At 47.2% G+C, this 12,409-nt stretch carries 10 protein-coding genes; 4 read left to right on the plus strand and 6 right to left on the minus strand.

Annotation, left to right across the window (positions count from 1 at the left end; translation table 11 throughout):
- Positions 1-138: 138 nt before the first annotated feature.
- Positions 139-1,665, plus strand: coding sequence for a sensor domain-containing diguanylate cyclase (locus Q365_RS0114085; RefSeq protein WP_028023947.1), 1,527 nt, complete (start codon positions 139-141; stop codon positions 1,663-1,665).
- 83 nt (positions 1,666-1,748) lie between these two features.
- Here Q365_RS0114085 and Q365_RS0114090 read toward each other — a convergent pair whose 3' ends face one another.
- A complete protein-coding gene (locus tag Q365_RS0114090) occupies positions 1,749-2,918 on the minus strand; it encodes a GNAT family N-acetyltransferase (protein ID WP_028023948.1) in 1,170 nt (389 codons plus the stop codon).
- A gap of 392 nt (positions 2,919-3,310) precedes the next feature.
- Between Q365_RS0114090 and Q365_RS0114095 the strand changes: the two genes are divergently transcribed.
- Positions 3,311-3,946 carry a 2OG-Fe dioxygenase family protein gene (locus Q365_RS0114095; protein WP_028023949.1) on the plus strand — a complete coding sequence of 212 codons (636 nt, stop codon included), beginning with the start codon at positions 3,311-3,313 and terminating at the stop codon, positions 3,944-3,946.
- The gene (locus Q365_RS0114100; protein WP_028023950.1) at positions 3,924-5,186 is read left to right on the plus strand and encodes a cysteine desulfurase-like protein; all 1,263 of its coding nucleotides are present in this window, start codon (positions 3,924-3,926) and stop codon (positions 5,184-5,186) included. The genes Q365_RS0114095 and Q365_RS0114100 overlap by 23 nt, the downstream gene beginning before the upstream one ends.
- A 54-nt stretch (positions 5,187-5,240) precedes the next feature.
- Here Q365_RS0114100 and Q365_RS0114105 read toward each other — a convergent pair whose 3' ends face one another.
- Both Q365_RS0114105 and yqfB read right to left on the minus strand, forming a co-directional pair.
- Positions 5,241-5,780: a cytochrome b gene (locus tag Q365_RS0114105; protein ID WP_028023951.1), complete on the minus strand. Its 540-nt coding sequence runs from the start codon at positions 5,778-5,780 to the stop codon at positions 5,241-5,243.
- 157 nt (positions 5,781-5,937) lie between these two features.
- Positions 5,938-6,261: a N(4)-acetylcytidine aminohydrolase gene (gene yqfB / locus Q365_RS0114110; protein WP_028023952.1), complete on the minus strand. Its 324-nt coding sequence runs from the start codon at positions 6,259-6,261 to the stop codon at positions 5,938-5,940.
- 301 nt (positions 6,262-6,562) lie between these two features.
- On the opposite strand from yqfB, the gene rluF reads away from it, so the two are divergent.
- On the plus strand, positions 6,563-7,876 hold the full coding sequence (gene rluF, locus Q365_RS0114115; protein WP_028023953.1) for a 23S rRNA pseudouridine(2604) synthase RluF: 1,314 nt from the start codon (positions 6,563-6,565) through the stop codon (positions 7,874-7,876).
- 294 nt (positions 7,877-8,170) lie between these two features.
- Here the strand turns inward: rluF and Q365_RS0114120 are convergent, their stop codons facing one another.
- The 3 genes from Q365_RS0114120 to Q365_RS0114130 form a co-directional block, all read right to left on the minus strand.
- Positions 8,171-8,701 carry an MltR family transcriptional regulator gene (locus tag Q365_RS0114120; RefSeq protein ID WP_028023954.1) on the minus strand — a complete coding sequence of 177 codons (531 nt, stop codon included), beginning with the start codon at positions 8,699-8,701 and terminating at the stop codon, positions 8,171-8,173.
- 76 nt (positions 8,702-8,777) lie between these two features.
- Positions 8,778-9,926, minus strand: coding sequence for a mannitol-1-phosphate 5-dehydrogenase (locus Q365_RS0114125; protein WP_028023955.1), 1,149 nt, complete (start codon positions 9,924-9,926; stop codon positions 8,778-8,780).
- Between the two features lie 73 nt (positions 9,927-9,999).
- Complete coding sequence (locus tag Q365_RS0114130; RefSeq protein WP_028023956.1) at positions 10,000-11,949, minus strand: PTS mannitol transporter subunit IICBA; 1,950 nt, start codon at positions 11,947-11,949, stop codon at positions 10,000-10,002.
- Between the last annotated feature and the right edge of the window lie 460 nt (positions 11,950-12,409).

A 12,409-nucleotide genomic window follows, 5' to 3' on the forward strand; every position in this document is an offset into this window, starting at 1 on the left:
TTACAGAATCAGTTTTCAATTTCAGTTTGCTGCATCTGATTGTGGTGATGCGTCGCACTCTGCTGTGTAAAAAAACATGGTTCCATTCTCTCTACTAAACTTCATATGGTTAAAAAATAAGATAATTTGCTGGAAGCCATGTCGAACAGAAACCTCAATATTACGCTCGCTGTTTTATGCATCGCCATGTTGGCGATTTCCATTGCCTATACCGTTAATCAATCTAACTACGTTGAAACGCTGAACGAAGAGTGGCATTCAGAATCACAAGAACAGGTGAATGTGGCCCTTGAGTTGGCGGCATTGGAGAGGAGTTTCGGCTATTTGGGGTTTATTCATCATTTCAAAAACTATGTATTGAGAAGAACTGATTATTACTATGTCGAGGCCACCGATAGCTATTGGGAAGCTAACGATGCACTGCTCAAATTATTGCTCTCGGATCTGTCAGAAGCCCATGTTAACGACCTCATCATTGTTCAAGGTACGTTGAATGAGTACTTTAAACAGCTCAATCAGATCTATTTGGAGTTGAAGTTTGCACCTGCAGTCGATGTTGATAAGCAGGTTAGGGTCGATGATACTCGTGCTCGGGATGCCCTTACTCGCCTTCGTTCGGATTTACTATCAAATGTTTTCTCGAAATATGAGAAGGTCAATGACAGTAATGAAAAGAACCAATTTTGGCTCTACATCTCCTCCTCATTTCCCTTACTGGTTATCCTGATCCTTGCGATGTCTGTGTCGGTCATCGCGAGGCGTTTGTTCTATCGACTCCGAGAGACGGATGCCATTTTTGACTCTTCTCCTGACGGGTGCCTATACGTCGACGAAACGGGCATCATTCTGCGCGCCAATCATGCGGTGACAGCAATTTTTGGCTACAGCGAAAGTGAATTGAAGGGGATGACCGTAGAAAGCTTAATGGATGATTCTCTGCGCAAAGATCATGTTACATATCGCGAATCATTCTCTGATTCAGATAGGACAAGACTGATGTCCGATTCGTCCACAGAAGTACGAGGCCTGTCTAAGACGGGTCATACCATGCCGCTGTCTATCGCTATTGCCTCTTTCCAATACAAAAAAACGTATCGAAATATCGCCATTGTCCGCGACCTATCCCAACACAAAAAGCTTGAAAAAGAGTCTCAGTACGACCTATTGACGAATCTTCGAAATCGCCGCTCGATGGAGCAATTGTTCGATGTTGAAGTGAAACGCGCCAAGCGATATGGCCGGGATTTGTCGGTGCTACTTATCGACCTTGACCACTTCAAAGTTCTCAACGATAGCGAAGGTCATACTGCGGGAGATGAGGGGCTAGTGATGACGGCTGACCATCTTCGCAATGTCTTCAGAAAGGTGGATCATATTGGGCGATGGGGTGGTGATGAGTTTTTGATTGTTTGCCCTGAATTAAGCGCCGAGGATGCAGTGTGTCTTGCCGATCGTGTGTGTATGAGGTTTACCAAATTACCGTTTCCTTGGAATGCCGGGCTGACGATGAGTATTGGTATCGCTTCGATGTCACCTAATCGAGCATCAGGTTCTCTCGAAACCCTGTTTGAAGAAGCAGATAAAGCGCTTTATGCAGCCAAAGCGCAAGGCCGAAACCGACAGCAACATTTCAGAGAGTTACGTCGGCCTAAATTGGTTAACTAGCCAACCCGTTTTTCTATGAGGAGGCGGCTCGCGGAGCGTTGTCTGAGTGGGTGAGCGCTAAAGGATACAACGCTTCGAGGGCGTTAAGACTCCACACGATAGGGTAGGTGTGCTTTGGCATCTTCTAAATACTGCTGAATCAAACCATGCTCTCGCTGCAAGTAATCCCCAATAGCTTGGTGGAAGCCTTGGTGTTCTAAGTAGTGGGCAGAGTAGGTGAGGATGGGTTCAAACCCGCGCATCAATTTATGCTCTCCCTGTGCCCCTGCGTCAAAACGCTGAAGACCATGTTGAATGCAATAAGCAATACCTTGGTAATAACAAAGCTCGAAATGGAGATTTTCGTACTCCGCTAAGCATCCCCAATACCTCCCATAAAGGGTATCACTCGATTTAAAATACAGCGCGCCCGCGACGGGTTCTTCGTCGACAAAAGCCAGTGTGAGAACGAGGCTGTCACTCAGCGATGCGCCTAGTTGTTCAAAGAAATCTTGATTGAGATATCCAGAATGCCCCGACCGTTTTAAATAGGTTCTCTGATAAAAACGATAGAAGGTTTGCCAGTCTGATGGACAAATATCACTGCCTTCTCGGATTTGAATATTGATGTCCTGCGCCACGATGCTCTTTCGCTCTTTGCGAATGTTCTTCCGTCGGCGTGACGTCAATGTGGCTAGAAAATCGTCGAACGTCTTATAGTCCCGATTGAACCAATGAAACTGCACAGCACGTCGTTCTAAATACCCACGATGGGTCATGGATGAGAGTGACGTTTTGGTTGGGAATAGGATGTGCGTACCTGAACAGCCCAATTGATCGGCGAGTGAACGCATGCCGCCGAGCAGATAGGTGATCACCGTGCGTTGATCATGCATCTTTGAAACAAAAAGACGCTCGCCAGAAGCGGGGGTAAAGGGAATCGCACAAATTAGCTTGGGGTAGTATTCAATGCCTGCATCTTCATAGGCTTCAGCCCACGACCAATCAAACACATACTCACCATAGGGGTGCGTTTTTAAGAAGCAAGGCATGGCGCCAACAAGTTCATCTTGATGGTAAACAGCTAAATACTGAGGCAGCCAACCGCTTTTACGACCTATGACTTCACTCTGTTCTAGGGTGGCGAAAAATGCATGACGAGCAAACGGATAATCATCGGGCAGAAGTGCATTCCATTCGTTTTCCGCAATCGCAGTGATCGTAGAGAACACGTGGCATGTTAATTCGTCTGTGTCGTTTTGCTGCTTACTCATTCTTGATTTGTTTCCTTTGCTTTACTGCCAGCGCGTCCAACTCGCATATTGATTGAGCATTGGCTAAATAACAACCCACAGAATTGAGGGGTATATACCCAAGCAACCGGAGTCCTGCATCTTTAGTTTACTTAGGTATAAGTAACAGAAGGAGCAGTTTGACCCCCTGTATCTTGAGGTTGGTTGAGCCGCTTTCTAAGCGTGGTACAAAATGCCAGTGGCAGAAGCAAAACTATCGGAATATGTCATGCTTACTCATATGTGACATTTAATACTGGATTATCAAACTATATTGGCTTTTTGAGCTTGATATGTGACTGTTAGGTGGCATAAGATTTCTTTAACAATCTGATAACAGGTTGGGTTCTGCTACGGTTCTCAAGGAATGAAAGATGCAAAATAAATTTCTGATCGAAGCTTTCCAAACACCGGAAGAAGTATCGTCAACATTGCTTCCTTACTTTGCCAAACTGAGTAAAGACCCCTATGTCGACAGTGATGTTCGCTTTAGAAGCTATGCGCGCTTTGCGCTAAACGATAGCGGCGAAATATCACGCTTACCTCATCAATCATTTATACAGTCTTCAGATGTGAATCGGGTTGTTGGGGACGTTGAGCGTCACTTTGCACCGATGGATGATGACATGGTGGCGCTTCCTGAATTTGTTCACCTATTGCGATCATTTGCGTCGGCAACAGGTTTGGATGTGACGAGTGGCGATGTAGATGTTCACCAAATCCGCGTAACCTGCTCCGCACAAGATACCAGTGCCCCCGCGCCAGAAGGCATTCATCAAGACGGATTCCGTTTCGTCGGTATTTTCTGTGTACAGCGCCAAAATATCGCGGGTGGATTTACGCAAATCTATACCTCTCCGGTTGAACAGCATCCGCACTTAAACACTGTATTAGAGCCTAATCAATTCGTTATCCTCGATGATCAGCGCTATTACCACCATATTTCAGAAACGCTGTCGAGCGAGGCAGGCAAAGAGGGAGTCCGCGATGTCTTCGTATTCACCGCTTAATCAAGACAATGTAAAACAACTGCGCGGAATGTTTCCGGCATTGCAGCGAACAGTTAATGGTGTTTCTCCTGTATACCTTGATGGCCCAGGTGGCACCCAGCTTCCTGATTCGGTGATTGATGCATTTGGTGCTTATCTTCGTAGCGGGAACTCGAACTTAGGCGGTAAGTTTCAGGTCAGTCAGGAAACGGTATCGCTGGTGGATCGTGCGCGTGCCAGTGCAGCTGCGTTGCTGGGTGCTTCTTCGACAGATAGCATTTTCTTTGGCGCAAATATGACGTCGGTGACCTTCTCTTTTAGCCGCGCACTTAGCCAAGAATGGCAAGCGGGCGATGAAGTGATTGTCTCTATGGCTGACCATGGTGCCAACCGATCAAGCTGGATCATGGCGGCGCAAGACAGGGGGGTAACTGTTCATTATCTTCCTGTTGTCGATAACACCAGCACCTTAGATTTAGATGCGTTGGCAGCCTTACTCAATAGCCGCACTCGACTGGTGGCGGTGACGGCCGCAAGCAACATCACGGGCACCCTGACAGATCTGGAAACCGTGATTGCAATGAGCCACGACGTGGGCGCGAAAGTGTTTGTGGATGCGGTGCATCTATTGCCTCATGAGCTGGTGGATGTGCACGCGTTAGATGTTGATTTTTTAGCGGGCTCTGCATACAAATTCTATGGTCCTCACCTTGGCTTTTTGTACGGAAAGCATGAATGGCTCTCATCAATTCGTCCTTACAAAGTCGAGCCTGCGCCGACACAAGCGCCTAATTGCTGGGAAACTGGCACACTGAACTTTGAAGCACTGAGCGCATTTGTCGCCGCGGTGGAATACTTAGCGTCGCTGGGCGATGAAGGCGAAGATAAAACACTTCGCGAACGATTGGCGTCGGGCTATGACAATATTCAGCAGTATGAAATGACCTTATCAGCCTACTTCTTGGCGCAGTTAAAGCAGCTAGATAATGTGCAATTATATGGTGTCGATCAGGTGGAAGGACGCACGGCGACGTTTGCGCTGAGATTTGGTGATTGTGACCCAACGGTGGTTGCCGAAGCCTTAGGTCGTCGACAAATCTATGTTTGGAGCGGTCACCTCTATGCCGATAGACTCACAGACGCATTTGGCGTGACAGCGAAAGGCGGCATCTTGCGCGTGGGCTTGATGCACTACAACACAGTAGAAGAGATCGATGTTTTCTTCGATGCACTAAAAGACGTTTTATCAACAGTGGCCTGAACACAGGCAAGTCGGAATGTCTCCGATGATGATTCGCCGACCATTGTGTCGGCGTTATTTTTTGGTGTGTATCTTAAACGCTCCAGTTACGTGGAGAGCGATTAACAGGCAAAGCACAATCGCGAAATCTTTATGATAGTGAGCGGCGTGACCTGCCAGTGCAAAGTCGGGATCACCTTTCATAAGTAGCGCGTCGCTCACTGCATTCGGTAAGTAGTTAACAACATAGACCCCGAAAAATTGAATCCCATAAGGGTGTGAGGTCAAATAACCAGAGATAGGTAGGGCAAGCATTAAGAGGTAGAAGCTCCCATGCACCGAGCGTGATAGTGCGGCGATATAAGATGTCGAGTAGGTGTTCCAATCTGGCGTTGTCGCACTCAGGCGAAACCAGCACCTCATCATGAACAAAGGGAATAGCAATAATCCGATGGATTCATGGGTATCACGTATCCACCATTTGACGGCGCTCATGTCTGACAGTTGAGGGCTAATAAATCCAGTGATTAGCATCACCGTTAGCATGGCTGCCATTACCCAATGCAGCACACGTAAGCGCTCGACGTAGCCTTCCATTTCAGGAAGCAAGACCATGTTCGCTCCTCTATCTGACCCAAGCAATCTCAGTGTATCTCCTTTCCTTTTTAAGCCGAATGGCGCATGCGGAAGGGAGGTGCGTGTTTGTACATCGGCTTACAAATGAAAAGACCCGCCAAAGGGCGGGTCTCTTTCGTTATGTGGCGAGAGGGGCTTATTCGCTCACTAACGTATAGGTGATCACGTAGAAATCTTCGTCGTTCGGGTAGATTTCGCGGATCAGCGGCTTGAGCTCATCCAGCGCGATGAACTCTTGAGCTGCGTGTTCTTCGTTGATGTCATCAAAGCCAATCTTTTCGACCGATACGATGTCAATTTGGCAGACGTAAGCATCTTGCTCTAGCGTATGAACATCAACGCGTGTGCCGGGAACGTAATGAGATTCAGATTCATCTCTGATCGTGATGGTTTTCTTACCTGACGCAACAAGCGGCGTCAGCCATTCAAAGAAGGTAATTTTAGTGGGTGCTTGGCTCACAGTGATTGCCTCAAATAAGTGAGATGACAATGGCTGCGCATTAAAGCACAGAGTCGGGAAATTGCATCAGATTTTTAGAGAATCGCACACACTTTTTGGTGATAAACGACACGAGGGTGGGTGGTTAAGGCGATTGGAACAGATAAAAGCCTGTATCCCGCTATCTTGCAGGGTTTGGTTTAACGTATAATTAGCGGTTATACCCGTGTCAGCCACCGAAAAGCTTTGCCATTGCGCATGGCAGAAGTGAGTAGGTAGTTTGGCTGTGCGAGAACAGTACTATTTGAGATAAGAAACGTTTGTGAACACAAGTAGCGGAATACGTCTAAATAAATTCATCAGTGATTCTGGTTTTTGCTCGCGTCGCGAAGCAGACAAATTCATTGAGCAGCAAAAAGTCACCATCAACGGTATTGTCCCTGAGCTTGGCACGAAAGTGTTGCCGGGCGATGAAGTCATGGTGAACAACAAACGCATCGATAAAGTGCCTGAAAGCAAAGCCGATCGCGTTTACATTGCTTACAACAAGCCAATCGGTATTACCTGTACGACGGCGCGAAATGTGCGCGGAAATATTGTGGAAGCGATTGGCCACCCAAAACGTATTTTCCCTATCGGACGTTTAGATAAGCCCTCGGAAGGTTTGATCTTCCTGACGAGTGATGGCGATATCGTGAACAAGATTCTTCGTGCGGGCAACAACCACGAGAAAGAATACCTTGTAACCGTGGATCGCCCAATCACACCGAAGTTTGTTGAGTTGATGTCAAACGGCATTCCAATCCTCGACACGGTAACCAAACCTTGTGTGGTAGAAAGACAAAGTAAATTTGTTTTCAAAATCATTCTAACGCAGGGTTTGAACCGCCAAATTCGCCGCATGTGTGAATATTTAGGGTTTGAAGTGACCAAGCTTAAGCGTATTCGCATCATGAATGTGCGCTTGGGAACATTGAAGCTGGGCGAATGGCGTGAACTGACCGCAGAAGAAATGGACGAGATTAATACCGCTGTTGTTGATTCAAAAAGCACCTTTGAACCTGATGCTGCGTTTTCTGAGGAAGGCATTGGCAACGGCGATGTAAAAAGTGCAGCTAGCGAAGCGGCAAAACAGAACTTGAGTTCCGGCAAAATTTCATTCGCAAAGCCGAAGCCTGCTGCTCGCAGCGGTCGTGGCGACAAACGTTCATTCTCGAAAGATGGCGCGCGACAGGGTGGTCAGCGTAATGACGGTGGGCGCACAAACAGCTCACGTCCGGGCTCTTCTCGCCAAGATGGGCCTCGCCAAGACCGCGATCGCTCAGGTGGCGAGCGTTCAGGCGACGCACGTCGTGATGGTCGCCGCGACGGTCGTAGAGATGACAACCGTAACGACAAACCGAAGCGTGACAACGCGAGAAATGACGGAAGATCGCGTAACGAAGACGCGCGTCCGAGTGGTTCTGGCCGTGATGATTCTCATAAGCAGCGTCCTCGCCCGAGTGGTCGCCCACAGAATGATCGTTCACGTAATGATGGCTCTCGAAATGATAGTTCTCGTAAAGACGGCTCTCGCAAAGACGGCAATCGCAGCGGTGGTGCTCCGAATGGCCGCAAGCCAAAGGATCGCCGTTAAAGAGACGTTGAGCAGATAAGTTCAGTACTGAAAAAGGAGTGACGATGTCACTCCTTTTTTTTGGGCGAAAACCCTTACCTACATCCTAAAACGGGTTACGGTTACAGGCCGTCTTAAAAGCAACAATGAACAATGTGCCTCTGAGAAGAAAACAAATAGTTGAGGAGTGAGGGCACTGTTTTGATGGCGGTATTGAAGCAGAACGTGCTTCGTAGAACAAAAAACGGGGAAGGCAATGTGGGGTGTCGAGAGTATGCATCCTTGCATTCTCTCTGATGTGTTTGGTCGCGAGCGCTAAAAGGGACTCTCTTTGTTCAGCTCATTGCAGATTTCTACAATGGCCAGAGAAAGCCCAGACACAATCATCTGCTGCTGACGTTTAAGCTGAAGTTGGTAGAACTCCAAGTCAATGTCATCATCGGGTTGTGTCTCATCTAATTTCACCATTCCCATTTTCTCAGATAAGTGAAGCTTCTTAATGGCATTGAGAATGAACGGATGGGTGAACGTGTACTCCTCACCATCGCTGTTGAGTTGATTACGCAACTTAATAATATCATTGATGTCTTGGTAGGCTGCGTCTGGCAGCACGCCCAATCCATAAAGTAGTTTTAAGCGCACAGAAAGATCGCCGAGCGGACCAGTGCTATCTAGTAAAGGGCCGACGACGGATGTCACCGCAAAATCATCTTTGCGAAAAATCCGTTGTACCAAGGAATCGATAGCATCATTAAAGACCTCGACAGAGGCAATAAAAAAGCCGCGCACAGACAGTGCACTATTCAGCCTCTCTAAAATTTGAGTTTCATCTATTGGTGCGACCATTCTCGGTTCGGTGTTCTTCCTTGGTATCGGGAGCTTTCGCTCCCGTTTGTCATTGTCCGGACTTGGACGTTTGACGCTATAGCTGGTGGTAGATTGACTCAATGCTTTGCGCCTCTTTGCTCGTTTCTTCTAGGCCACAATAATGCGCAAGCGTTTTGACTACACCGTGTTCTTGCAAATAAGTTTGAAGCTCTACAGCTTGCGGATCTGAGCTATTGGTGTATTTCAATGCAGCTGCAATGCCCTTCAATAGCGCTTGATTGTCCGTGCTGTATTCCATTGTACCGAGTAACGGCCTGATTAATCTATCGTTAGGGCCTAATTTTCTGATGGGCTCACGACCAACTCGTCCAACTTCGTCAACAAGGAAGGGATTTGCAAAGCGCTCGATGATTTTATCGATGTAGGCATAGTGCTTATCGCGATCAAATCCATACCGTTGAATAAGGACTTCGCCGCTCTCCATCATAGCTTGTGTCACTTCTGTGCGAATGACCGCGTCACTGATGGATTCACGAATGGTACTGTAACCAGAAAGGCAACCAAGGTATGCCGTAATACAATGCCCAGTGTTCAACGTGAACAACTTGCGCTCGACATACGCCATAAGGTTACTGGTACGCTCCATGCCGATAATCGCAGGTATCTCACCTTTGAACTGTTGGTCATCAACAATCCATTCGCTAAAGCTCTCAACCGTGACTTCAAGTGGGTCGTCGTTCGCCGCATCCATCGGGGGAACGATACGGTCTACGGCAGAATCGACGAACCCAACGTACTCTTCAGCTTTCGCTTGTTCTTCTTCGCTCAAATGCAGGTAAACCTCAGTTTTTAGGTGAGTGCTACCACGCACCATGTTCTCGCAAGCAATGATGTTTAGCGGAGATTCATTGCCATCGGTAAAGCGCTTCTTTAAGCCTTCGGCAATGGTGCGAGCAATCTTGTCGAGGACATTTGCGCCTACGGCTGTGGTCACCATGTCAGTGGTTGCAATGCGGTCTATCACATCTGAACTCATCGAGTTAACCGCTGAAATGTGGCTAACTGACTCAATTTTGCTTTCAGTGCCTACCACGCGCACGTTGTATTTCTGTTCATGGCTTAATTGATCAATGAGTGGTTCATTGACATCGGCAAACGTGACGGCGACGTTCGAATCGGCAAGTAGTTTACCGATAAAGCCGCGTCCAATGTTGCCAGCACCAAAATGTACTGCTTTTTTCATTGTTATTACCTCACCAACATCTTGTTCTAAATGAGAAGCCAGCAATTGCTGGCTTCATTTGGTTCTACTGGCCTTATGCAGCCTCAGAAGCCGATAGAATTTCCAGAACTTCGTTTACGCTGCTCGTTGAAGCGAGACGTTCGATAGCATCAGGGTCATCTAACGCGTTGGTGATTGCGGTAATAACTTGGATGTGTTCGTCGTTTTTCGCCGCGATGCCAATAACGAGTCTTGCAACATCGTCTTCGTCATCAGTGAACTGAACACCTGCCGGGTATTGGCAAATAACGATACCGGTTTTCTTCACCTTATCTTTCGCTTCAATCGTGCCGTGCGGCACGGCGATTGATTCGCCAAGGTAGGTAGAAACCAGCTTCTCGCGTTCGAACATTGCGTCCACATACTCTGGCTCAACGTAACCCAGTTCAACCAAACGCTCGCCCGCAAAGCGAATCGCTTCTTCTTTGCTATCAGCGCGAAGCGCTAAATGGACGTTTTGTTTCTCTAGTTGGAACGCTGGCACTGGCTCTGGTTGCAGTGTTGGTTCATTCGCCGCGAGTAGAGGTTTTTTGATGTACTCAGCATCATTTGCCGCCTTTGGGCCTTGGGCCGCCAGCAGTTGCGTCACCAAGTTGTTGTAAACGTCACCGTCGAGGAAGTTCTTCAACGAAATGTGGTGTGCGTGTTCTGCATGTTTACGAGCACGGTCAGTCAAATCTGAGTGCGTGATAACCACGTCAACATCTGCAGGCAGATTGTTGATGGCGACGTTGGTAACAGAGATTTCGAGGCCGGCTTCAGCAACTTTCTTACGGAGCAGACCTGCGCCCATGGCACTGGAGCCCATACCCGCATCACATGCGACGATAATGCTTTTCACATCAGCCATGTTCACGTTGCCGCTCGATTTTTGAGCAACTGCTGCGCCTTTAGACGTCGCTTTCATGTCCTTCATTTGTGATGTGGCTTTGTTGAGTGCGTCCTCATCACCGTCTTCATCAGTCTCACCCTGTGCTTTCAGCAATACGGAGGCAACAAAGAAAGAAACGGCGGTAGAAGCGGCAACAGAAAGCAGCACACCAACCAGTGAACTCTTAGGCGTCATCAACAGAATCGCGAAGATAGAACCTGGCGATGCAGGTGATACTAGGCCAGCGTTGAAGACGGTCAGAATGAACACACCTGTCATACCGCCAGCAATCGCAGCAATAAGAAGACGTGGGTTCATCAATACGTATGGGAAGTAGATTTCGTGGATACCACCGAAGATCTGAATGATAGATGCGCCGCCAGCGGTTTGTTTCGCCATGCCTTTACCGAAGAACATGTAAGCCAGAAGAATACCAAGACCTGGGCCTGGGTTTGCTTCAATCAGGAAGAAGATAGACTTACCCGTTTCCGCAGCTTGCTGAATACCCAACGGGGAGAAGATACCGTGGTTAATCGCATTGTTGAGGAACAGAATCTTCGCTGGCTCTACAAGAATGGAAGTCAGAGGGAGGAGATTAGCTTCTACAAGGAAGTTAACGCCAGAAGCCAGCATGTCAGAAACGACTTTAACAAATGGACCAATCAGGAAGAATGCGACAATCGCACACAACATACCGATGATGCCGGATGAGAAGTTGTTAACCAACATCTCAAAGCCGCTTTTGACTTTGCCTTCCATTTTCTTATCGAATGTTTTGATTGCTAGGCCGCCCATAGGACCAACAATCATCGCGCCCATAAACATAGGGATGTCTGAACCAACGATAACGCCCATCGTGGTGACTGCACCTACTACAGCGCCTCGATCGCCACCAACCAACTTACCACCGGTATAACCGATAAGAAGAGGGAGTAGGTAGGTGATCATTGGGCCAACCATTGCGGCCAATGTTTCGTTAGGCCACCAACCGGTTGGGATGAAAAGTGCAGTGATTATGCCCCACGCGATAAATGCGCCAATGTTAGGCATAACCATATTTGAGAGAAACCGACCAAAATTTTGTACTTTGATCTTCACATCTGGTGATATCATAAATGTTACCCGTTTGAAGTTTCTTTAAATTGTGTAAAGCGGTTCGCCAAAACCGCTGGTTTGTTTGTCGTCAACATCAAATTACCACACAAACGCTTAAAGACGCCGATGACGGGTTTTTTTTGATCAATGTCACGTTATTTACTCCGTACCCTCCGAAAAAAGTGAGACCTCTCTCGCATTTGATGTGTAATTTTATTCCAAATTAAAAATTAACAAAAAGTCAACATTTGGGCGGGGATTTAAAGATGACTCTTGTCACAGTTTTAGCTTCTCTCCGAGTGATATTTATTGTGACAAATATCACTAAAATGAATGTTTCATGTCTTTATTAGAAAATTAAAGTGATCTATATCACTATTTATTTGTTAATTTTCTTAATCAATAAAGCGATGACTCTCTCTAAAAGCCGTTTTGTAGTTTTTTGACATTATGTTAACGACCACTTCCGATGTCATCA

The sequence above is a fragment of the Enterovibrio calviensis DSM 14347 genome (assembly GCF_000621165.1).
In the GTDB taxonomy this organism is placed as follows: Bacteria; Pseudomonadota; Gammaproteobacteria; order Enterobacterales; family Vibrionaceae; genus Enterovibrio; species Enterovibrio calviensis.

Bases quoted from the DNA above. Each gene is read 5' to 3' on its own strand.
- Q365_RS0114100 (WP_028023950.1), top strand. From the start codon at position 3,924: ATGTCTTCGTATTCACCGCTTAATCAAGACAATGTAAAACAACTGCGC.
- Q365_RS0114095 (WP_028023949.1), top strand. From the start codon at position 3,311: ATGCAAAATAAATTTCTGATCGAAGCTTTCCAAACACCGGAAGAAGTA.
- Q365_RS0114120 (WP_028023954.1), bottom strand. From the start codon at position 8,701: ATGGTCGCACCAATAGATGAAACTCAAATTTTAGAGAGGCTGAATAGT.
- Q365_RS0114125 (WP_028023955.1), bottom strand. From the start codon at position 9,926: ATGAAAAAAGCAGTACATTTTGGTGCTGGCAACATTGGACGCGGCTTT.
- Q365_RS0114085 (WP_028023947.1), top strand. From the start codon at position 139: ATGTCGAACAGAAACCTCAATATTACGCTCGCTGTTTTATGCATCGCC.
- Q365_RS0114130 (WP_028023956.1), bottom strand. From the start codon at position 11,949: ATGATATCACCAGATGTGAAGATCAAAGTACAAAATTTTGGTCGGTTT.
- Q365_RS0114090 (WP_028023948.1), bottom strand. From the start codon at position 2,918: ATGAGTAAGCAGCAAAACGACACAGACGAATTAACATGCCACGTGTTC.
- Q365_RS0114105 (WP_028023951.1), bottom strand. From the start codon at position 5,780: ATGGTCTTGCTTCCTGAAATGGAAGGCTACGTCGAGCGCTTACGTGTG.